Consider the following 20,733-nt stretch of genomic DNA (forward strand, 5'->3'; position numbering starts at 1 on the left):
CTCCGCCTGGCAAAAGCTTTGCGTTGAAAAGCTTTCCGGCGGACAGTTGAGCCAATCTATCAATCCCGCTATCACGGGTCAAAACCCCTGACACAACCCCGGAGCCCCCCTTAATGTCTCAGAAATCAATCTGTGTGTATTGCGGGTCACGCAATGGAGCCGAGAAGGCTTATTCTGAAACTGCCCGACAGTTTGGCAGCCTACTGGCGCAGGAAGGCTGGCGGCTGGTCTACGGAGCCGGAGATGTCGGTTTGATGGGTGAAGTGGCCCGTGCCGCACAGTATGCCGGAGGTGAAACCTTCGGCGTCATTCCGGTGCACCTGGCCAAACGTGAGGTCGGAAAAACGGATCTGACCCATTTCGTGATCACCGAGACAATGCACGAGCGCAAGAAGGTCATGATCATGAACGCTGATGCCGTCGTTGTTCTGCCCGGCGGTCCGGGGTCGCTGGACGAGCTGTTCGAGGCGCTGACCTGGCGCCAGCTTGGACTGCATGACAAACCCATCGTCGTGGTCAATGTGAATGGGTATTGGGATGCGTTGCACACATTGTTGGACCAGGTGATCGGGCAAGGCTTTGCCGACGCGTCTCTGGCGAATTTCATCACCTGGGTTGAAGACGCCGATACAGCCATGGTCGCCTTGCGGGACAAACTGACCTGACGATGGGAAACCGTGCGGGCGGTTGAACCGCCCGCCGTATTGATCAGGCCAGTCTGGCCTTGGGTTGCAGACTGTGGCGCACCACTTGCTCGACTTTGTGCAAAGGATGATTGGTCAGGGTCTTGTTGACCTCTGCCACGACCTTTCCAAGCACTTCGCTGTGCAACCGACGCCGCAACAGACCCAGAACCTGAGGGCTGGCCACCAGAACCAGCCGGTCATAGGCCCCTTTCAGCCCCTTGCGATTCAACAGATTCGCCAGATCCTGCACAAACAGAGATTTTGCGTGTGCCTTCCACGTGGGTTCTTCAACTGCCGATTTCTGATTTGGTCCGCCGTCGTTGCGACGACCTGCGCGGTCTATCGGTTTCCCGGTCGGACCGTCTTGTTCTTCGACAGCAACGACGACAAGGTTGGGATCGTCGGCATCGGTGATATTCTCCATCACCAGCGCTTTCTCTCCATCTGCAACAATAACCCAAGTTCCCTGTGTAAGTGCGACCATTGCGATCTCCTGATTAGGTTGTGTTCTGGGTATCCCTCGACCTGCCGGACATGCGGGTTCGTTGGCGCACGCACAGTGCGCAGCCCGATCATTGATTGAAGTGATATGCGGTTCTCTCCCTCCACCTTACAAAGATGTGCTTTGGAGAGCAGCAAACAAGATACCGTCATGCAAAAAGGGCGCGTATCGGCGGGTTTTCACCGTCCGGTCATCAACCCTTTAGGCGGACATCTCGACAACGGTGATTTCGGGCGTCACGCCCAGACGAACCGGCAGGATTGAACATCCGATACCGCCCGACACGACCAGATCACGCCCATCTTCGCGTACATGGCCATAGGCATACCGGTTGCCGAATTTCGACGGCACAACGGGCGACCAGCCGAACAGGCGCACCTGGCCACCATGTGTGTGCCCCGAAAGGGTCAAGGCCACCCGCTCGGGCACAGTGGGGAAAACATCGGGCTCATGCGCCATCATCACAACCGGAGCGTCATCGGTGATCTGCCCCAAAGTACCTGCCAGATCGTCCAATCCCTGTGGTTTGCCTTTGCGCCAGATCGCAAGCTGATCCTCAAGCCCGGCCAGCCAGATGCCCGGAGTTTCGAGCTTGATGGCAGTATTGGACAACACCGAAATGCCATTCTGTTCCAGGATTTCGGCATAGCGATTGGGCCCGGATCCGCGCCGCTGTGCCGTCCTGTCATCCCACCAGTCGTGATTGCCCAGCACGGCAAAGACACCATTCTTCGCCTCAAGCCCGGCAAGCACGGGTGCTAGGTCCTGCATCTTCACCGCGTCCGAGACAGCTTTGTGGCTTGCAAAGAAATCACCCAGCAGAAGGATCACGTCCGGAGCCAGCGCATTGGTTCGGCGGACCACCTGCTTTACGCGGTTCAGGCCGACATAGGGTTCGCCGACATGCAAATCGGACAGTACGGCGATTCTGAGCGGCGGCGCCGTCCAGTCGTCCCGCTGAATGCGCCATTTGCGCACGCGCAACCGCACTGCGGGTTCAATGACGAACCCGTAGGCGGCCGTAACAAGGCCTGCCAGCGTCACCGCCAGCAGGCCCTTCATGAACCGGCGTCGGTTCAATTCATTACATCCGTGATGCGACGTTTTCCCAGTTCACCAGATTGTCGAGGAAGTTCGACAGGTAAGCCGGGCGCTTGTTGCGGAAATCGATGTAATAGCTGTGCTCCCAAACATCGCAACCCAACAGCGCGGTCTGACCAAAACAAAGCGGGTTAACACCGTTCTCGGTTTTGGTTACGGCCAGCGAGCCATCTGCATTCTTGACCAGCCACGCCCATCCCGAACCGAACTGACCAGCACCAGCGGCGCTGAACTGCGATTTGAATTCGTCAACCGAACCAAAGCTTTCTGTCAGAGCTTTTTCCAGCTCACCGGGCATTGCGTTGCCGCCGGGCCCCATCATTTCCCAGAACTGGTTGTGGTTCCACAGCTGGCTGATGTTGTTGAAGATGCCGTTCTGTGCAACAGCGTTCGCGTCGTAGGTGCCAACGATGATCTCTTCCAACGACTTGCCGTCCCATTCGGTGCCGGCGATCAGCTTGTTGCCGTTGTCGACATAGGCCTTGTGGTGCAGGTCGTGGTGATATTCCAACGTTTCCGCGGACATACCCTTGGCTGCCAGCGCGTCATGTGCATAAGGAAGATCAGGAAGTTCAAAAGCCATGTCGGCCCCCTGTTTAAATGTAAGTTGCGGTTCCCAAGGTTAAATGCTTTGGCTGCCGCCGCAGGTCAAGGGGCGAGACAAGAAAACCCGGAGGCAGGCGATGCTGACACAGGTGCGCAAGATGTTCTATCGCGCCCGCGGATATTATGCGGGCAATCTGAACGGCGAGCCCTTTCGTCTGGACCCGTATCATTCGAAATTCTGGCGCAAAGCCACTGCGAGCGCTTGGGAACCTGAAACATTTGCAGTGCTTGACCGGTTCCTGTCCCCGCAAAGCGACTATCTGGATATCGGAGCGTGGATTGGCCCGACGGTGTTGTACGGTGCACGCAGGGCACGGCATGTCTGGTGTTTTGAGCCTGACCCGACCGCGTTCCGGCACCTGGCATGGAACCTTGATCTGAATGACGTTCAGAACGTCTCGGCATTCGGAGTCGCCCTGTCAGATCGGTTTGGTGTGGCACGCATGGCCTCTGTGCGTGGTGAGCCCGGAGATTCCACCAGCTCACTTCTGCACGACGGCGCACATGGATCGGATGCGCTGACGATCGCCTGGGATCAATTCGAAAAGACAAACGACCTGTCACGGGTTTCGCTGGTCAAAATGGACATCGAAGGGGCGGAGTTTATAGTTGCACCCACTCTGTCCGCGTGGCTGAGGGAACGGCGGCCTGCCCTGCTTCTATCGCTTCACGCACCATTGCTGCCGGAAAACGAGAGGCACGAACGTGTCAGCGCTTTGATGGATGAACTGGGGTTTTACTCGGGGCTGTCGGACGACAAAGCGCACCCTCTCAAGGTTTCGGACTTGCTGACCAAAGACGGCCTGAACCGTTTTCACACCATTCTCATGCATGGGTAGAACGTTAGGCGACTTTTTCTTCGCTTACGCGAAGTCCTGCTTGCATTTCTGAGATGTGTCACTTTGAGTGTGTACATCAAAAATCACAGCCAACCGGATAAAATGAAAAGACTTTTCCTGATTGTCACCGCCGCAGTGCTTGCACAAACCGCTACGGCAGAAACAGTTACCTATCATTGCAAGATGACCAAGCAAGACGCCCATGGCTGGATTGCGCCAGAGTATGCTTTCCGGATTGACCCCGCCACAGCTTCGGCGATGGCCGCAACGTCGTACCAAGATTGAGCCAAAGCAAAATTCAAAGACCGCGGTGCCAAGGGGTATCGTGTTATCTGGAACCTCGATCAAAAAATGGCCGCCGGTGGCAATGCCCGTGTTCGATATCAAGCGAACCTGAAACCATCCGACAACACAGTCGCCGTTCGCATGGCATTTGTTCAGGGAAATTATGCGAACAAGCCCTTTGGGGTCGGGACCTGCTCCACGGTAAAATGAGAAAATGCCCCGGTAGAACCGGGGCATTCTTCTTTTCTTTCAGTAGATCCCGACCTCACTGCCAGGTTGCGCCGCAACCTTGAGCAGTTTGAAGACGTAATCCGCAGCCGAGCGGAAGCAGACCACCCGGAAGGTCTGTTCATCGTCCATCCAGAAAGCACCTGCCACTTGCGCCAGACGTGAGCGGCGGATTTGGCCAGGCTGGAAAGCATCCGCCGACAGATCGACAGGTGCAACCTTACCCAGAACTTCGCGGGCACTGGCACCAGAGATACAGAAGACGGCGCGAGCATCCGAGACGTTGACCGCCAAAGCGTGGGTGCCACTCAGGGCACCGACCATGTCGGCCAGTTTGGCGTCGACCTCTGCGTATGGCACCAGCACCAGCAACTCGTCCGTCGACATCCAAGCCACGCCGGTATCGCCCTTGACCAGCGCCTCGCGCTGACCGGGCACTTTCTGGCCGGTCGCATCCTTGACGGCCTTGGCCAGCACCTTGTCGGACAAGTCGCCGCGCAGCGTGATCATACCCTGAAGACCGCATTCCTCGATCTTGGCGATGCCGGAATAGCTTGCGTGGTTCAATGCGCTGATGGGTTCAGACATTCTGCTTCTCCCCGTCCTTGTCATAGAAGATCGGGTCCACGATCTTGGCTTTGTATGATTTGCCGTCGGTGCCCGGGAACTCGACGATCTCGCCCATGCGGTCGAGACCGTGTTTGATCAGCCCCATGGCGATACCCTTGTCGAGGTTGGCCGAGTAATATGTCGACGTCACGCGGCCGATCATATTGCGCTGACCGTTGGCATTGACGCCCTCGCCCACCGCGTAAGCACCATCCGGCAGAACCGATCCATCCACAGTCTCGAGACCGACCAGTTTCCAACGCTCGGGATCCGCCATGTGGCTGCGGGAATGGGCGCGTTTGCCCAGATAGTCCTCTTTCTTTTTCGAAAGCGCCCAGTGCAGCCCCAGATCCTGCGGGATCACGGTGCCGTCGGTCTCGTCGCCGATCATGATAAAGCCCTTCTCGGCCCGCAGGATGTGCAGGCATTCGGTTCCGTACGGCATGACGCCGAATTCTTTACCTGCCTCCATCAGGGCATCCCAGAACGCCTGACCATGACTTGCGGGCACGGCGATTTCGTACGACAACTCGCCCGAGAACGAAATGCGGTAGGCCCGGCAAACGACGTCTCCGATCTTGCCATCGCGCCATTCCATGAAGGGCAGCGCCTCTTTGCTGACATCCATGCCGCCCAGCTTCTCCAGCACCTTGCGGGCGTTGGGGCCAACCACGGCGACCTGCGCGTATTGCTCGGTCACGTTGGCGACATAGACTTTCCAGTCCCACCATTCCGTCTGAAGCCATTCTTCCATATGACCATGGATGCGCTCGGCTCCGCCGGTAGTCGTGTGGCACAGCCATGTGTCCTCGTCGATTCGGGCGACAACACCGTCGTCGATCAGAAAGCCGTTTTCCGAACACATCAGACCATAGCGACACTTGCCGACCTTCAGCGTGGACATCATGTTGGTGTACATCATGTCGAGGAACTTGCCGGCATCCGGGCCTTTGACGATCAGTTTGCCCAACGTCGAGGCATCCAGCAGGCCGAGGTTTTCGCGGGTGTTCTTGACCTCGCGATTGACCGCGTCGTGCACAGACTCACCGGGGCGGACATAGGCATAGGCACGGCGCCAATGGCCAACCGGCTCCCAGTCGGCGCCGTTCCTGTCGTGCCAGTTGTGCATCGGTGTCTGACGGATTGGCTGAAAGACCTCACCCCGTGCCTCACCGCCGATCGCACCCATCGAGATAGGCGTATAGGGCGGGCGGAAGGTCGTTGTGCCAACCTTGGGGATTTCGGATTCCAGCGCATCAGCAAGGATTGCCAATCCGTTGATGTTGCTCAATTTACCCTGATCAGTTGCCATACCCAGCGTAGTGTAGCGCTTGGTGTGTTCGACGCTTTCATACCCTTCGCGCGCAGCCAGTTGGACGTCTGAAACTTTGACGTCGTTCTGGAAGTCCAGCCAGGACTTCATGCGCAATTGAACTTCTGCATTTGCCGGCATGAGCCAAACCGCTTCCATCGGCGCTTCGACGGTTGTCTCACCTGCGGGCGCCTTGGTGTTCTTGGGTTTGAAGCCAGCCGCCTTGGCAGCGGCCTTACCGGCGACATGGGCGTCTGTCAGTACATCTTGCAACGCCAGAGGACCGTTGGACGCGCCAGCAGCAACAACGAACCCCTTGCCGTCGGCCCCCAGCGGTGGACGCTCAGGATCTGGCCGGAAATGCGCGTTCGCGTCGTCCCAGATCAGCTTGCCTCCGCAATGGGACCACATGTGCACGACCGGAGACCAGCCACCAGACATGGCGACCGCATCCGCCTCAACCTCTTCACGCGCGCCGCCGACACCTTCCTGATTGCAGATGGCAACCTTTTTGACGCGCTTGCCGCCTTTGACTTTGGCAATGGCTTTGCCCGGATCGACGCGGATACCCAACTGGCGGGCTTCTTCCGCCAAAGGTCCAGCCGTTGCCCGTGCGTCAACAATACGCAAAACATCCACACCTGCCTGTTTCAGGATAATCGCGGTGCGGTAAGCGTCATCATTGTTGGTGGCGACGATGACACGATCCCCCGGAGTCACCCCCCAGTTCACGACATAATCGCGCATGGCCGAAGCCAGCATCACACCCGGAACATCGTTGCCAGCAAAGGACAATGGTCTTTCAATTGCACCTGTTGCCGTCACAATTTGCTTGGCACGAATACGCCACAAGCGGTGGCGCGGGCCCTGCACGCCCGGCGTGTGGTCCGTCAGACGTTCGTATCCCAACACATAACCATGATCGTAAACACCCGCTCCCATGCAGCGTGTGCGCATAATAACGCTGTCCATTGTTTCGAGTTCGGAAACCAATTGTTCCACGAACTTATCCACAGGCTCACCATTGACGGTGCCTCCGTCAACCGGAGCGCGACCGCCCCAATGCGCGGTCTGCTCGATCAGCAGAACCTTCGCACCGGATTGTGCCGCCGCCTTGGCCGCCTGCAAACCAGCCACACCACCACCAATCACCAAAACATCTGTAAAGGCGTAGAAGTGCTCATAGGTGTCGGCATCCCGGTTGTCCTTGTCGGGCGCCTTGCCCAATCCCGCCGACTGCCGGATGAAAGGTTCGTAGACGTGTTTCCAGAAGGGCTTGGGGTGGATGAAGGTCTTGTAGTAGAATCCGGCCGGCAGGAACCTGGCAAACGCCGTGTTAACCGCGCCGATATCATGTTCAAGGCTTGGCCAATGGTTCTGTGAAATTGCGGTCAAGCCGTTGAACAACTCGGTCGTCGTGGCGCGCTGGTTCGGCTCGAACCGGTTGCCCTGTCCCAGACCGACAAGGGCGTTCGGCTCTTCCGCGCCGCTGGCGACAACTCCGCGGGGGCGGTGGTACTTGAACGACCGGCCCATCATCATCTGATCGTTGGCCAGCAGCGCTGAGGCGAGCGTATCGCCTTCGTAGCCCTGCATAGAAGTGCCGTTAAAGGTAAATGTAACTTTCTTCGACCGGTCAATCAGCCGGCCTTGTTTTGCGAGACGGGTGCTCATGTCGCTGACCTTTCGCATGTGGAGGCGTCAAAGCCTCCGGCGGGAGTATTTTTGAAAAGATGAAGCATCAGGAGAACTCTCTCCACGTCCAGCCGGGCCGTTTAGCGGTGATGGCATCCTTGATGTCTTGCGGCGGCTCGGTGACCTGCGCGGAATAGGTGCCGAACACTTCGAGTGTCTGCGAGCAGCGAGCGGCGTGGAACCACTTGCCGCAGCCATTGGCGTGCCGCCAGCGTTCAAAGTGAACACCCTTCGGGTTTTCACGCATGAACAGGTAGTCGTGGAACTCGTCTTCGGACGAGCCCGGGCCGAAACGCTTCAGATGCGCCTCACCACCAGCGGCCAGTTCGGTTTCTTCGGCGTCTACGCCGCAATAGGGGCAATTCAGGATTAGCATGTTGTCATCCTTTTGGCGGTCGGTCGGCGCGGGGGCCGACCTGAATTCTGTTTTCTGGCACCTTGGGGACCCCCCTTAGTGTGCCACCCCGGCGGCGACGCTTTCGTCAATGAAGCGGCCCTCTTTGAAGCGGTCCAGCGAGAAGGCTTCGGTCAGCGGTGAATGTCCCGTGGCCATCAACTGCGCCATCCCCCAGCCCGATCCCGGAATTGCCTTGAAGCCACCGGTGCCCCAGCCGCCATTGATAAAGCAGCCCTGCAAAGACGTTTTCGACAGGATGGGCGAGCGGTCACCGGTCATGTCCACGATCCCGCCCCACTGACGCAGCATCTTCAGGCGCGAAATCATTGGGAAGGTTTCGACAAGCGCCCGCACCGTTTCCTCAATATGATGGAAAGACCCGCGCTGCGTGAAGTTGTTGAACCCGTCGGTTCCCCCGCCGATCACCATCTCGCCCTTGTCGGACTGAGACATGTAGCCGTGCACGGTGTTGGCCATCACAACCACATCCATGCAGGGTTTGATGGGCTCCGATACCAGCGCCTGCAACGCAACGGCTTCCAGCGGCAGACGGAAGCCCGCCATCTCGGCCAACTGACCCGAATGGCCCGCGACGACGATGCCCAGCTTGTCACAATCGATGGCACCCTTGGTGGTGTCGACCCCGACGACGCGACCTTTATCCGAGCGTATACCGGTGACTTCGCATTGCTGGATGATATCCATACCCATCGCCGAACAGGCACGCGCATAGCCCCACGCCACCGCATCATGGCGCGCAGTGCCTCCGCGTTCCTGCCAAAGGCCGCCCAGAACAGGATACCGGGGGCCGTCCAGGTTGATGATAGGCACCAGTTGCTTGACGCGTTCGGGACCGATCCATTCAGTCTTTACGCCTTGCAGGGCGTTGGCATGGGCCGTTCGCTGATAGCCGCGGATCTCGTGCTGGGTCTGCGCCAACATGATGACACCGCGCGGGCTGAACATGATGTTGTAGTTCAGCTCCTGGCTCAGGTCCTCGTAGAGGCTGCGCGCTTTCTCGTAGATTGCGGCAGACGGGTCCTGCAGGTAGTTCGAGCGGATGATCGTCGTGTTGCGGCCGGTGTTGCCACCGCCCAGCCAGCCTTTTTCGATAACCGCGACATTCTGAATACCGTAGTTCTTACCAAGGTAATACGCGGTCGCCAGACCATGACCGCCAGCACCAACGATGATGACGTCATAACGCTTCTTGGGTTCGGGTGAGCGCCAGGCGCGCTCCCATCCGGTGTGATAGCGCAGAGCTTCCCGCGCCACAGCAAAGGCTGAATAGTGTTTCATGTGCGAATCCATCCGGTTCGGTGATTGGGCGCAGATATGCCGTGTGAGTGCATTTTAGCCCTGCCGTGCAACGCCGCAATATAGCACTATTGCGACATGTCGCTCATTCGCGGCCATTTGTCCCTTTTGTCGGACGCCTCACAGGTCTAAGTCAGGGCAGCATCCTCGGAGGGACCATGACGTTCTGGGTTCTGATTTTTCTTGTCGCGCTGCTGATCGCAGCTTTTCTCTGCTTTACTCTGCTGCGCAAACGCCGTGGGGATGAACCCGCTGCGGCTTACGATCTGCGGGTTTATCGCGAACAGTTGGCCGGTGTGGACCGGGATCTGGCGCGCGGGGTCATTGGCGAGGCCGACGCTGAACGGGTCCGCACGGAAATTTCCCGCCGTATTCTGGCCGCAGACGACCAGATGAAAAAAGAGGGCGCCGGTGCCGGGCCTTCTCGTACCGTTTCAGCGTTGTCGATCTTGGCAATCTCGCTGCTTCTGATCGGTGGCGCATTGGCGATGTATCATCGCACCGGGGCCGTCGGATTACCCGATATGCCTCTGACCGCACGGCTTGAATTGGCCAAAGAAGTGCGCGCCAACCGGCCATCCCAAAGCGCCGCGGAAGAGCTGGCGACCCCGCCCCAACCTGCGCAGCTGGACGAAAGCTATGCGAACCTGCTGAAGCAGTTGCGTGAAACGGTTGCGAACCGGCCAGACGATTTGCAGGGTCAGATGCTGCTGGCGCAGCACGAGACGAATGCAGGCAACTTCAAGGATGGGTACACCGCGCAGCAAAGAGTGATCGAACTGTCCGGCGACACTGCCACGGCCGACACTTACGCGGATTTGGCTGAAATGATGATTCTGGCGGCGGGTGGTTACGTCTCACCCGAAGCGGAACAGGCCCTGATCGAAGCGCTGAACCGTGACCCTCGTCACGGCCCGGCACGCTATTATTGGGGGCAGATGCTGGCCCAGATCGGGCGGCCGGACCTCGCCTATCGTATGTGGGTTGAAACGTTGCAGGATGCCCCGGCAGGTGCACCATGGGCCGGAGCGATACGGGCTCAGATCGACGAACTGGCATTTCGGGCCGGTGTATTCAATGCGCCGGATCTGAGCACGGCACCCGGCCCCAGTCAGGAAGACATGGCCGCCGCCGCAGAGCTGAGCCCCGAAGAACGGCAGCAGATGATTCAGGGTATGGTGGACCAGTTGTCTGATCGTCTGGCGACAGAAGGCGGGTCCCCCGAGGAATGGGCCCGTCTGATCGCCGCCTTGGGCGTTCTAGGCCAGGGCCAGCGTGCCATCGATATACGGGATGAGGCCATGGAAGTGTTTGCCGGCAACTCAGAGGCGTTGCAGATCATCGATGCGGCGGCCCTTCAAGCCGGGATCGCTCAATGATCCATGACGCTATCGAAGAATTTGCAGCAGCGCTGCAACCTATGAGTGCCCTGATTGGGCTGGACCTTGGGGAAAAGACAATCGGCGTCGCGGTGTCCGACCGGATGCGCGGCGTCGCCAGCCCGCTGGAAACGGTACGGCGCAAGAAATTCACGCTCGATTCCGCCCGCCTGATCGAAATTGTGACCGATCGCGAGATCGGGGGCATCTTGCTGGGGTTGCCTAAGAACATGGATGGCAGCGAAGGGCCAAGATGCCAGTCAACGCGGGCATTTGCGCGCAATTTGTCCCGCCTGACCGATTTGCCCATCGGATTTTGGGACGAACGGCTCAGCACAGTTGCGGCAGAAAAAGCACTGCTTGAGGCGGATACGACACGAAAACGTCGCGGACAGGTTATTGATCACGTTGCAGCCGGCTATATCTTGCAAGGGGCGCTGGACAGACTGCGCTTTTTGTAACGGGTCGGAGACCAGTGATGACGAATATGGTTTGGAAAAGGAATGAGGTCGAAAGCCCTTGTGTCCAGATCTGTGTCGTTCATCCCACGGAACGTATCTGTACCGGCTGTTATCGCACGATTGATGAAATCACCCGCTGGTCCAAGATGGACAGCAGCGAACGCGCCGAAATCATGGAAAACCTGCCAACCAGAAAGCCGCGCCTCAGCAAACGCCGTGGCGGGCGTGCAGCGCGCATAAACGGCTCCTGAAGTCAGCCAGTCTGCTTTGGGGACGTATCCCTGTGGTCATTGGATTTGTCGTGGGCCGGCCTGTTCGTGTCTTGCCCGCGCAGCTCTTTCTCGAACAGAGCTACAATTTCGGATCTACTCGTTTTTGCAGTCTCGGATTCTTCTCGTGCACGTTGGACATGTTTCTTGCAGGTCTTGACCACCTCGAATGAAGGCGTCTTTCGTGCAGTAAATCTTTCCATCAACAACTTAAATGTCATCGCAAACTTCCCGCTTCCAATAACTGTGCCGCCGCGGGCCGAGGTCGAGCTCCAAGAGGGGCCAGCTCATGAACGCATCTGTTCAACGTGAGTGGAGGCCCGCAGCGACACGGCGTAGGTAAGGGCACTTCCGGTCAATATTAGGGGGAAAACACACGGTTTTTGGTCTGGTTTGACGTTAACGTCAGATATTCCACGAAAAAACCCACCAGTTCCCTTACGTCACAACTTTTGTCCGGAACGGTGTCAAGACCTGTGGAAAGCGTGGAACGGCGGAAAAAGCCAATCAGATTTGGTCTCCTCGCGCTCAACGGCGCTTTGCCCTGACCTGCGGACACAACACAGGGGCCGCCTGCTGGCAGTTGAATCAGTCAAAACACGTGAGGGTATAGCGAAGTTCCTTATCCGGCGGCCAGCCAGGTTTTGGCATTTTCGATATCCTCGGACGGAAAGAACTGAGTCCGTGTGCCCAACACATGACTGGCTACGCGTTGCGCCATGTGCTGCCAGCTTTTGTCCCCAACGATGGCTGCGCGGTCCAGTTGCCCGATATGTCGGCTGGCCAGACGAAAATGCGCTGCAAGAGCCGACAACCCCTGCCAGCCATCAAATTCCCTTAGGTCAATCAACAAGCGAAACCCGGATCGATCATGCAACAAAGCGTCCAGGTCGCGCTCTGCCTGCTTGTATTCCTCCGGGTCCAGCTTTCCCAAAAGGCTGATCTGAACACATGGGCCCTCAAGATCGGTCACGTGAATGGATCCCAGCGACTCGCGCATCCAGCGGCGCGCGGCCTCAAGCTCGGCCAATTCGAATACCTGAACGGGACACGGCAGGATCGGGGCCGCCAGTCGGATGCTGGTTTGCACCCAGCCCTGATCGGCAACAACCGCGATCCGGTCGAAGCCCCGCCAGTGACTGAGCCCCAGCTTGGTGTCAGACCATGCCGCACCCAAATCATACCCCTTGAACTCCGGCTGCACGATGGCCAAAAGCCGAACCGAGTCGTGTTCGGTTAGCGCTGCTTCGATCGCAGGAACCAAGACATCCGCGTAGTCGGCGCTGGTGACTTGCCCCGACAACTCGACTTCTATCAAAGCACCATCAGAATTCGTATGGACCGTAATCATCGGTCAAAACCTCCAAAGCCAAACAATGACAGGAGGTTAAGGGGATTCGATCCATTCGGCTACACCCCCGGCACATTCCGGGCGGAAATAGGCGATCATCCGTCCATCCGGCCCTGCGTTTGCCGTGTCTGCCCAAGAGGCAACCCCGTGCAGACAGTGGCGGTGCAGCACGTAAGCCTCGCCCGGTTTGGCTGGCAATTCGATTCGCGGACAGGTTTCGAACACCTCGCGACGGGCGGATTGGTAGATATCCGTAATATCGACTTCATGCAGGCGCTCTTGTGGCTTCCCTGCAAGAGCGCGCCTGAACGCCGCACCCAGGATATGATGGCTGCCTTCCCACAACACCATGGGCGACGCATTCCGGCTGGCCTTGGTCAGCGGTATACCCAAAATCCAGGCATGCGGCTCATCCACGCGGCGGCGACGATCCGGCCCCATCGGGCGCAGGCCGTCCACATGGGCCGCGTCCCGGTTTTTGCGATACCGCGCGGCGGCCTCGTTTTCTCCCCGACGCGGACGTGGATATCCCGGATACATGACCGAGACTTGCCCCTTGTGAAGCCGCAATTCCCCAAAACGCTCTGCAATGAATGACATGGCGGCTCCGGCCAGAGGCCCCGATCGGCCAACCCTGCCCTGCGCGTCATTGGGCAACGCGTCGACACCAATGAACCACGTCCCTTCGCAGTCAAGCCAGTCAGCATGGGACGGATCCGTTATCGAGGCCCGTGCGGCGGGCAGCGCATGACCCACCCAAGCTGCAAGCACCCGATCATATGGGAATTTCACCCAGCCCTTGACGCGGAAGTCGGTCACAAACCTATTGCCTTGCGAAGCATATTGAGCGCCACCAGTGTAAGGAACACAGCGAATACGCGCTTCAAAGGTTTCGGGTCCATCGCATGGGCCAGCTTCACCCCCCAAGGCGCGGTGATCATCGTCATTGCCACGACAATACCGAAAGCCACAAGATTGACCGCCCCAATGGTCAGCGGTGGACGATGTTCCGGTGCAATATCCAGGAACAAAAACCCGATGACCGAGGGCACGGCAATGATCACACCAAATCCGGCCGCGGTTGCCACGGCACGGTGGATCGGCGTGTTGTAAAGACTCATCAGCGGCACACCAAAACTACCACCGCCTATCCCCATCAGAACGGATAGAAACCCGACCGCGGGAGACAGGATGGCCCGCGTTATTCCGCCGGGCATGACATCCCCCAGCCGCCAGTCCGAACGTCCCAGCCCAAGGTAAGCTCCGATCACCATTCCCAATATGCCGAACAGCGCCTGCAAGGCCTCGGTGCGCAGAGCCGAAGCAACCAGAACCCCGATGATCGCCCCGACGACGATACCCGGCCCCCAACCGCGCAGGATATCCCAATCCACCGCACCCTTCTTATTGTGCGCAAGAACGGATCGGACCGATGTCACGATTATCGTTGCCAGCGACGTGGCCAGACACAGTTGCATCAACTGCGGACCGCCATATCCCAGAGTTTGAAACGCATAGAAAAAGGCGGGCACCAAAACAATTCCACCGCCAACCCCCAGCAATCCGGCAAGTACGCCGGCCAGCGCTCCGATCACAAGCAAAAGGCCCAGCATCTGGGCCAGCAACATCGTCTCGGGCATCGTTCCCCCTGCCGTTTAAACTTCTGCCATGGGCGCCACATGATCCAGCGCCCGCAGCATCACCTCGGGTCCGGCCCCATCCTGCACAGCCCCTTCCGACAAGGCACGCCGCCATGCGCGGGCTCCGGGACGACCTGCGAAAAGGCCCAACATATGACGCGTGATCTGGTGCAAACGCCCGCCGCCCGCAAGATGCCGTTCCACATAAGGCACCATGTGTTGAACGATCGCGAACGGATCACGCGTTGTTCCGGTACCAAAGATGCGTAGGTCAGCATCCGACAGGACATCGCCCGGCTGATGGTACGCGGCTCGGCCGATCATCACCCCATCCAGACCGGCTTCCAGATGTGCGGCTGCCTCGTCCAGCGTGTTGATGCCGCCATTGATCGATATGTGAAGATCCGAAAACTCATCCTTCATCCGATGCACAAGGTCATAGTCCAAGGGCGGGATATCCCGGTTTTCCTTGGGGCTCAGCCCCTGCAACCACGCCTTGCGGGCATGGATCGTTACCCTTTGGCAACCTGCCGCACGAATTTGTTCAAGAAACGCAGGCAATACCTCTTCCGGCTCCTGGTCATCCACGCCGATGCGGCATTTAACTGTGACATCCACGTTCACCGCTTCGCGCATGGCAGCCACACAGTCGGCAACGCGGCCTGGGTTTTTCATCAAGACAGCGCCGAAAGTGCCGGATTGCACCCGATCCGACGGACAGCCGCAGTTCAGATTGATCTCATCATACCCGGCCTCAGCCCCCAAACGCGTGGCCTGCGCCAATTCTTCCGGGTCAGAGCCGCCGAGTTGCAAAGCAACCGGGTGTTCCTCGGGAGAGTAGTCCAACAGATGCAACGCCCCGCCCCGCACGAGCGCCGGAGCCGTCACCATCTCGGTATACAGCAACGTTTCCGCGCTGAGCAGCCGATGAAAATAGCGACAGTGGCGGTCTGTCCAATCCATCATGGGTGCCACGCTTAGGCGCGCAGCCTGTGTTGCCTTGCCTGCCACAGCAACGCCTCCGTCCTGCTATGCTTCGAAATCCGATGGACTGTCAGTGGCCTTGCCCACCCGAATCAAGTCAAAAAGCCCTAACACATTCCTCTGGCGGCGTCCCGACGGCGACCCTGAGGATTCAGCTGTTTCCGATCAGACACCATATCGGCTCATCACCATCTGGACACTGCTTTCGATCGTTTCCGTCATCTCGGGTTCGCTGAGCGCCCCGCCCGTGAACAGCAGCGGCCAGAAGGCGCGTGCCTTGATCAGGCCAATGAATTCGCGCCCGGCCCGTTCCGGGTCATCGATCCGAAGCTGCCCATCCTCTGCCGCATCCTTGAGCATGGCAATGAACGTCGCCGTCTTGTCCAGCTTGCCCTGAGCTTCCGCCGCAAGCGTCGGGTTGCGCAAGGTTTCGCTGATCACCATCCGGGCCATCGCGATAACATCGGGCCGCATCAGAATACGTCCCTCGGCCCAGGCCAGTTCGGTCAGTTGCGTACGAATGTCACGACCTTTTTCATACCGGATTTCCAGCACTTCAGCAAAGCGACAGGACAATTCGACCACGATGGAGCGGAACAGGTTCTCTTTACTTTCAAAGTACTTGTACAACGTACGCTTGGACACTTCGGCTCTTGCTGAAATGCGGTCCATACTGGCCGCGGCAAATCCCTTTTCCTGGAACTCGGCCACGGCAGCTTCGATGATCTGTGCGCGCTTGGACGCATTCTGTGCGCTGCATTCGTTCATGTCAGAGCTATAGACCTGTTGACGCGCCTTGGTCAAACACTAGGTAAACGCAGGAGTTTACAGAGGCAAAACAATATGCCATGAGTAAACCCGCGAGTTTACTAAGTGCGGAAACCAGCACCAACAGGAGACCCCCTCATCATGGCTCTTACATTGAACCTGAACGGCAAAACCCACGAGGTTGATGCCGAACCCGGAACGCCTCTTCTCTGGGTGATCCGAGACGAACTGAAACTGACCGGCACAAAATTCGGCTGCGGCGTTGCGTCCTGCGGGGCCTGCACGGTGCATCTGAACGGTGAACCCGTCCGTTCGTGCCAGACTTTCATTGAAGACGTCGAAGGTGCCGAAGTCACGACCATCGAAGCTGTCGGTGACGACAAGATCGGTGCTGCCATACAACAGGCCTGGGTCGAGCTGGATGTCGTCCAGTGCGGCTACTGCCAGTCGGGTCAGGTGATGTCGGCTGTCGGGCTGTTGTCCGAGAACCCGAAACCGTCGGCTCAGGAGATTGACGAGTACATGTCCGGCAATGCCTGCCGCTGCGCCACCTATCAACGCATCCGCGCCGGTATCCAGCGCGCGTCTGAAATTCTGGAGGCCTGATCCATGACCATCAACACATCTCGCCGTGAGTTTCTGAAAAGTGCCGCCGCTGCCGGTGCCATCCTGCTGGTCGGCACCCGTCCAGACGGAGCACTGGCCGCGGCCTCGTCCGAGACCGCCCAGCTCAACCCGTTCGTAAAAATCGATGCGGATGGCACCGTGACCGCCATCGTCAAGCACTTTGAAAAAGGTCAGGGCCCAGCGACCGGCCTGCCGACGCTGATTGCCGAAGAAATCGGCCTGACCATGGACCAGATCGAATACGAGTTCGCCCCCTCGGATCCGAACGTCTACAACAACCTGCTGTTTGGTCCATTCCAGGGCACCGGCGGTTCGACCGCGATGGCGAATTCGTGGCTGCAATATCGTCAGGCCGGTGCTGCTGCGCGCGAAATGCTGATCAACGCCGCTGCGCAGAGCTGGGGCGTGGATGCATCCGCCATCACCATCGAAGACGGCATCGTCAAGGCGGGCGACAAGTCGGCTCCGATCGCTGAGTTCGTGTCTGCTGCGTCGCAACTGGACGCTCCGGCAGAGCCGCGCCTGAAAGACCCGTCCGAGTTCCGCCTGATCGGAAATGAAACGGTGCGCCGCAAGGATTCGGCAATCAAGGGCAACGGGCAGGCGATGTACGCGATGGACGTTCACCTGCCCAACCAGATGGTCGCCATGATCAAACGCCCGGAAGCGAAGGGCGGCATCGCCCTGGGTTTTGATGACAGCGCATCGAAAGAGGTCAAAGGGTATATCAATGCAGCCGTCCTGCCCAATCAGGCCGGTGTCGCGGTTTATGCCGAGAACACCTGGGCTGCGATCCAAGCACGCGATGCGCTTGAGGTCGAGTGGGACATGTCCGGCGCAGAAACCCGTGACTCGGACCAGATCAAGGCCGAGATCATGGCCGCGCTGGAGGCTGAGCCCACGTATAACGTGAACAAGGCAGATTTTGAAGCTGTGGCAGCCGCCATCGACGGTGCGGACAAGGTCGTTGAAAAAACGTTCTACTTCCCACTGCTGGCCCATGCTCCAATGGAGCCACTGAACTGCACGATCGAGCAAACAGCCGATGGTGACATCGTTCTGCATGACGGGGCGCAAATGCCGACAGGGCCACATATGGCCTACCAGCAGATCTTTGGCCTGCCCGCTGAGAAGATCCACATCAAGACCATGCTGGCGGGTGGCTCCTTTGGTCGCCGCGCAACTCCGGATGCGGATTATCAGGTCGAGGCAGCTCTGGCTTTTGTCGTCACTGACCGCTCGCGCCCGGTGAAACTGGTCTGGACGCGCGAAGACGATATCCGCAGCGGGTATTACCGCCCCGCCTTTGGCCACAAGGTCCGGGTTGGCCTGGATGCCGATGGCAAAATCGTCGGATGGCAGCATCAGGTAGCTGGCCAATCAATCATGAAAGGCACGGCCTTCGAGGCCTTCGCGGTGCATGACGGGGTCGACCACAGCTCTATCGAAGGTATCGCAGACAGCCCCTACCAGATTCCGGGAATGGCGCTGGGTTTAACAGATACGCCCAAGGCAACCTCGGTACTATGGTGGCGCTCTGTCGGACACACTCACACGGCCTATACGATGGAAACCATGATGGATCTCGTGGCCCAAGCGGCAAGGCGCGATCCGGTCGAGTTCCGCCTGGCCCATCTGTCCGGCGACGACAACCCGGACCAGCAGCGAAAGGCATCTGTTTTAAAACTGGCGGCCGAAAAGGCAAACTGGGGCAATGCGCCAGAAGGTCGGTCGCAGGGGATCGCTGTTCACAAGTCCTTTGGGTCTTACGCGGCTGAAGTGGTCGAAGTCTCGGGCGATCCAGAAAGTGGCATCAAGATTGAAAAGGTCACCTGTGCCGTGGATTGCGGCATTGCCGTGAACCCGGATGTTGTGCGCGCCCAGATGGAAGGCGGCATCGGCTATGGCATTGGCCACGTGATGCGTGACCAGATCACTCTAACCAGCGGTGCTGTGGATCAATACAACTTCCCGGATTACGAACCGCTGCGTATTGGGGATATTGCCGCAATTGACGTACATATCGTGCCATCAGCCGAAGCGCCAACCGGCGTAGGAGAACCCGGCACGCCACCGTCAGCGCCTGCATTGGCCAATGCGATCAATGCGCTGTCAGGTGTGCATGTGGCGCAATTGCCCATGGAAGCGCATGGCGTAAGCTTCGCCTAAAAGCACCTCCCCGCGCCGGTCAAAACCGGCGCGGGGAGTTCCATGAACACCAAAGCCAAAATTTGATCAAATTTGATGACAAAGCAGATCCATTGAAGTAAATCACTGGGGAGTTTCACCGACGGAGCCCCCAATGGACCTGAGCGCCCTGCACAATTTCCGCGTTGCCGCATGTGATCTGAACGGTCAGATGCGCGGCAAACGCGTGCCCCCCGTCTATGCGGACAAACTGGAAAAGGGGGCTGTACGAATGCCATTCTCGGCACTGAACGTTGATCTGTGGGGCGCAGACATCGACGGTAGCCCGCTGGTCTTTGAAACCGGCGACGCAGATGGAGTGCTGCGCCCGACCGAACGCGGCCCGGTCCCCGTGCCCTGGCTGGATACGGAAACGGCGCTGGTGCCAATGAGCCTGTATGATGATGACGGCGTACCGTTCCCGGGCGACCCGCGGCATGCTCTGTCCGCCATACTCGACCGCTATGCACAACGCGGCTGGTCCGTTGTTGCTGCGACGGAGTTGGAGTTCACACTGGTTGATGCGTCTGGCGCGCAACCGCAACCGCCAGTGAATCCGATCACCGGGCGGCGCCTTACCGATGAGGCAGTTCTGTCGGTTGCTGAAATGGACGCGTTCGAAGCGTTCTTCACCGAACTGTACGACGGCTGCGCCGAAATGGGCATCCCCGCGCAGACGGCCATCTCGGAAAGCGGCATCGGCCAGTTCGAGATCAACCTGAACCATCAGGACGCCATGCGCTGTGCCGATGATACGTGGCTTTTCAAGGCATTGACGCGTGGATTGGCGCGCAAGCACGGATTTGCGGCAACCTTCATGTCCAAGCCTTATACTGATGACGCCGGCAACGGAATGCATGTGCATTTCTCGGTAGTGGACCAGAACGGGCACAATGTGTTCGACAACAACGGGCCGGAAGGCACTGAGATTTTACTGTCTGCCGTCGCTGGCTGTGTCGCGGCCATGCCGGGCAGTACGCTGATATTTGCGCCCCACGGGAATTCCTACACACGGCTCATACCAGGGGCACATGCGCCCACGGGGGCCTGCTGGGCCTATGAAAATCGAACCGCAGCTATTCGCATCCCGGGCGGCCCTCCGGCTGCACGGCGCATCGAACACCGCGTCGCCGGCGGGGACATAAACCCGTATCTGATGCTAACCGCGGTTCTGGGCGCGGCACTTGTTGGCATCGAAGACGGTTTGACCCCACCCGCCCCGATCACGGGGAACGCCTATGACATTGCAGACCTGCCTCAGCTGATGCCGGATTGGTCGAGTGCGATTGACAGGTTCGCCTCTGATCCATTGGTGCCGCGTCTGTTTCCCGCAGACCTGATCCGCTATCTGACCATGACCAAGCGGCAAGAGATCACCCGATTTGCGAGCATCCCACCCGAGGATCACTGGCTGAGCTATCTCGAGGCGGTTTGACCCCCTTGCCGCTTAACTCAGTCTCGGTTAGGATTAATTTGATCAAATTTGGTGA

21 protein-coding genes are annotated in these 20,733 nt (G+C 58.6%); 9 read left to right on the forward strand and 12 right to left on the reverse strand.

The genetic code is table 11. The features are described 5' to 3' along the window. Positions 1–113: 113 nt before the first annotated feature. Positions 114–665 carry an LOG family protein gene (locus AC2FJB_RS01530; RefSeq protein ID WP_496718616.1) on the forward strand — a complete coding sequence of 184 codons (552 nt, stop codon included), beginning with the start codon at positions 114–116 and terminating at the stop codon, positions 663–665. Between the two features lie 43 nt (positions 666–708). On the opposite strand, the gene AC2FJB_RS01535 is transcribed toward AC2FJB_RS01530, so the two are convergent. The 3 genes from AC2FJB_RS01535 to AC2FJB_RS01545 form a co-directional block, all read right to left on the reverse strand. After that, a complete protein-coding gene (locus AC2FJB_RS01535; RefSeq protein WP_117868558.1) occupies positions 709–1,170 on the reverse strand; it encodes a host attachment family protein in 462 nt (153 codons plus the stop codon). Between the two features lie 219 nt (positions 1,171–1,389). Further along, positions 1,390–2,268: a metallophosphoesterase gene (locus AC2FJB_RS01540; protein WP_496718618.1), complete on the reverse strand. Its 879-nt coding sequence runs from the start codon at positions 2,266–2,268 to the stop codon at positions 1,390–1,392. Between the two features lie 4 nt (positions 2,269–2,272). Then, complete coding sequence (locus AC2FJB_RS01545) at positions 2,273–2,872, reverse strand: superoxide dismutase (RefSeq protein ID WP_113789565.1); 600 nt, start codon at positions 2,870–2,872, stop codon at positions 2,273–2,275. Positions 2,873–2,972: 100 nt separating this feature from the next. Between AC2FJB_RS01545 and AC2FJB_RS01550 the strand changes: the two genes are divergently transcribed. Together AC2FJB_RS01550 and AC2FJB_RS01555 are read left to right on the forward strand one after the other, a co-directional pair. Beyond that, the gene (locus AC2FJB_RS01550; RefSeq protein WP_496718620.1) at positions 2,973–3,734 is read left to right on the forward strand and encodes an FkbM family methyltransferase; all 762 of its coding nucleotides are present in this window, start codon (positions 2,973–2,975) and stop codon (positions 3,732–3,734) included. A gap of 63 nt (positions 3,735–3,797) precedes the next feature. After that, a complete protein-coding gene (locus tag AC2FJB_RS01555) occupies positions 3,798–4,019 on the forward strand; it encodes a hypothetical protein (protein ID WP_496817675.1) in 222 nt (73 codons plus the stop codon). A gap of 249 nt (positions 4,020–4,268) precedes the next feature. Here AC2FJB_RS01555 and AC2FJB_RS01560 read toward each other — a convergent pair whose 3' ends face one another. The 4 genes from AC2FJB_RS01560 to AC2FJB_RS01575 form a co-directional block, all read right to left on the reverse strand. Beyond that, entirely contained in the window at positions 4,269–4,835 is a 567-nt protein-coding gene (locus tag AC2FJB_RS01560; protein ID WP_117868553.1) for a sarcosine oxidase subunit gamma, read from the reverse strand. Then, on the reverse strand, positions 4,828–7,842 hold the full coding sequence (locus tag AC2FJB_RS01565) for a sarcosine oxidase subunit alpha family protein (RefSeq protein WP_496718624.1): 3,015 nt from the start codon (positions 7,840–7,842) through the stop codon (positions 4,828–4,830). The genes AC2FJB_RS01560 and AC2FJB_RS01565 overlap by 8 nt, the downstream gene beginning before the upstream one ends. Positions 7,843–7,909: 67 nt before the next feature. After that, entirely contained in the window at positions 7,910–8,239 is a 330-nt protein-coding gene (locus tag AC2FJB_RS01570; protein ID WP_496718626.1) for a sarcosine oxidase subunit delta, read from the reverse strand. A gap of 75 nt (positions 8,240–8,314) precedes the next feature. Continuing rightward, positions 8,315–9,559, reverse strand: coding sequence for a sarcosine oxidase subunit beta family protein (locus AC2FJB_RS01575; RefSeq protein ID WP_117872663.1), 1,245 nt, complete (start codon positions 9,557–9,559; stop codon positions 8,315–8,317). Positions 9,560–9,735: 176 nt separating this feature from the next. On the opposite strand from AC2FJB_RS01575, the gene ccmI reads away from it, so the two are divergent. From ccmI to AC2FJB_RS01590, 3 genes are read left to right on the forward strand one after another with little or no spacing between them, the layout of a single operon-like run. Beyond that, positions 9,736–10,956, forward strand: a complete 1,221-nt coding sequence (gene ccmI, locus AC2FJB_RS01580; RefSeq protein ID WP_496718627.1) for a c-type cytochrome biogenesis protein CcmI — start codon at positions 9,736–9,738, stop codon at positions 10,954–10,956. After that, positions 10,953–11,417 carry a Holliday junction resolvase RuvX gene (gene ruvX, locus AC2FJB_RS01585; protein WP_496718629.1) on the forward strand — a complete coding sequence of 155 codons (465 nt, stop codon included), beginning with the start codon at positions 10,953–10,955 and terminating at the stop codon, positions 11,415–11,417. Before ccmI ends, ruvX begins: the two co-directional genes overlap by 4 nt. 17 nt (positions 11,418–11,434) lie before the next feature. Further along, complete coding sequence (locus AC2FJB_RS01590; RefSeq protein WP_117868549.1) at positions 11,435–11,668, forward strand: DUF1289 domain-containing protein; 234 nt, start codon at positions 11,435–11,437, stop codon at positions 11,666–11,668. A 640-nt stretch (positions 11,669–12,308) separates the two neighbouring features. On the opposite strand, the gene AC2FJB_RS01595 is transcribed toward AC2FJB_RS01590, so the two are convergent. The 5 genes from AC2FJB_RS01595 to AC2FJB_RS01615 all read right to left on the reverse strand — a co-directional run bounded on the left by AC2FJB_RS01595 (position 12,309) and on the right by AC2FJB_RS01615 (position 16,429). After that, the gene (locus AC2FJB_RS01595; protein ID WP_299894297.1) at positions 12,309–13,037 is read right to left on the reverse strand and encodes a SpoIIAA family protein; all 729 of its coding nucleotides are present in this window, start codon (positions 13,035–13,037) and stop codon (positions 12,309–12,311) included. A gap of 36 nt (positions 13,038–13,073) precedes the next feature. Further along, positions 13,074–13,856: a hypothetical protein gene (locus tag AC2FJB_RS01600; RefSeq protein ID WP_496718631.1), complete on the reverse strand. Its 783-nt coding sequence runs from the start codon at positions 13,854–13,856 to the stop codon at positions 13,074–13,076. Next, positions 13,853–14,677 (reverse strand): sulfite exporter TauE/SafE family protein, encoded by an 825-nt coding sequence (locus AC2FJB_RS01605; protein ID WP_299894303.1) that lies wholly within the window; start codon positions 14,675–14,677, stop codon positions 13,853–13,855. Before AC2FJB_RS01605 ends, AC2FJB_RS01600 begins: the two co-directional genes overlap by 4 nt. Positions 14,678–14,692: 15 nt before the next feature. Then, a complete protein-coding gene (gene dusA, locus AC2FJB_RS01610; RefSeq protein ID WP_496718632.1) occupies positions 14,693–15,688 on the reverse strand; it encodes a tRNA dihydrouridine(20/20a) synthase DusA in 996 nt (331 codons plus the stop codon). A 138-nt stretch (positions 15,689–15,826) separates the two neighbouring features. Further along, a complete protein-coding gene (locus tag AC2FJB_RS01615) occupies positions 15,827–16,429 on the reverse strand; it encodes a TetR/AcrR family transcriptional regulator (protein ID WP_496718633.1) in 603 nt (200 codons plus the stop codon). 141 nt (positions 16,430–16,570) lie between these two features. Between AC2FJB_RS01615 and AC2FJB_RS01620 the strand changes: the two genes are divergently transcribed. From AC2FJB_RS01620 to AC2FJB_RS01630, 3 genes are all read left to right on the forward strand, one after another. After that, complete coding sequence (locus AC2FJB_RS01620; protein ID WP_117868543.1) at positions 16,571–17,035, forward strand: (2Fe-2S)-binding protein; 465 nt, start codon at positions 16,571–16,573, stop codon at positions 17,033–17,035. Positions 17,036–17,038: 3 nt separating this feature from the next. After that, a complete protein-coding gene (locus AC2FJB_RS01625) occupies positions 17,039–19,225 on the forward strand; it encodes a xanthine dehydrogenase family protein molybdopterin-binding subunit (RefSeq protein ID WP_496718634.1) in 2,187 nt (728 codons plus the stop codon). A 133-nt stretch (positions 19,226–19,358) separates the two neighbouring features. Then, positions 19,359–20,678: a glutamine synthetase family protein gene (locus tag AC2FJB_RS01630; RefSeq protein ID WP_496718635.1), complete on the forward strand. Its 1,320-nt coding sequence runs from the start codon at positions 19,359–19,361 to the stop codon at positions 20,676–20,678. Positions 20,679–20,733 lie beyond the last annotated feature (55 nt).

The organism is Ruegeria sp. CDSC085, assembly GCF_059610465.1.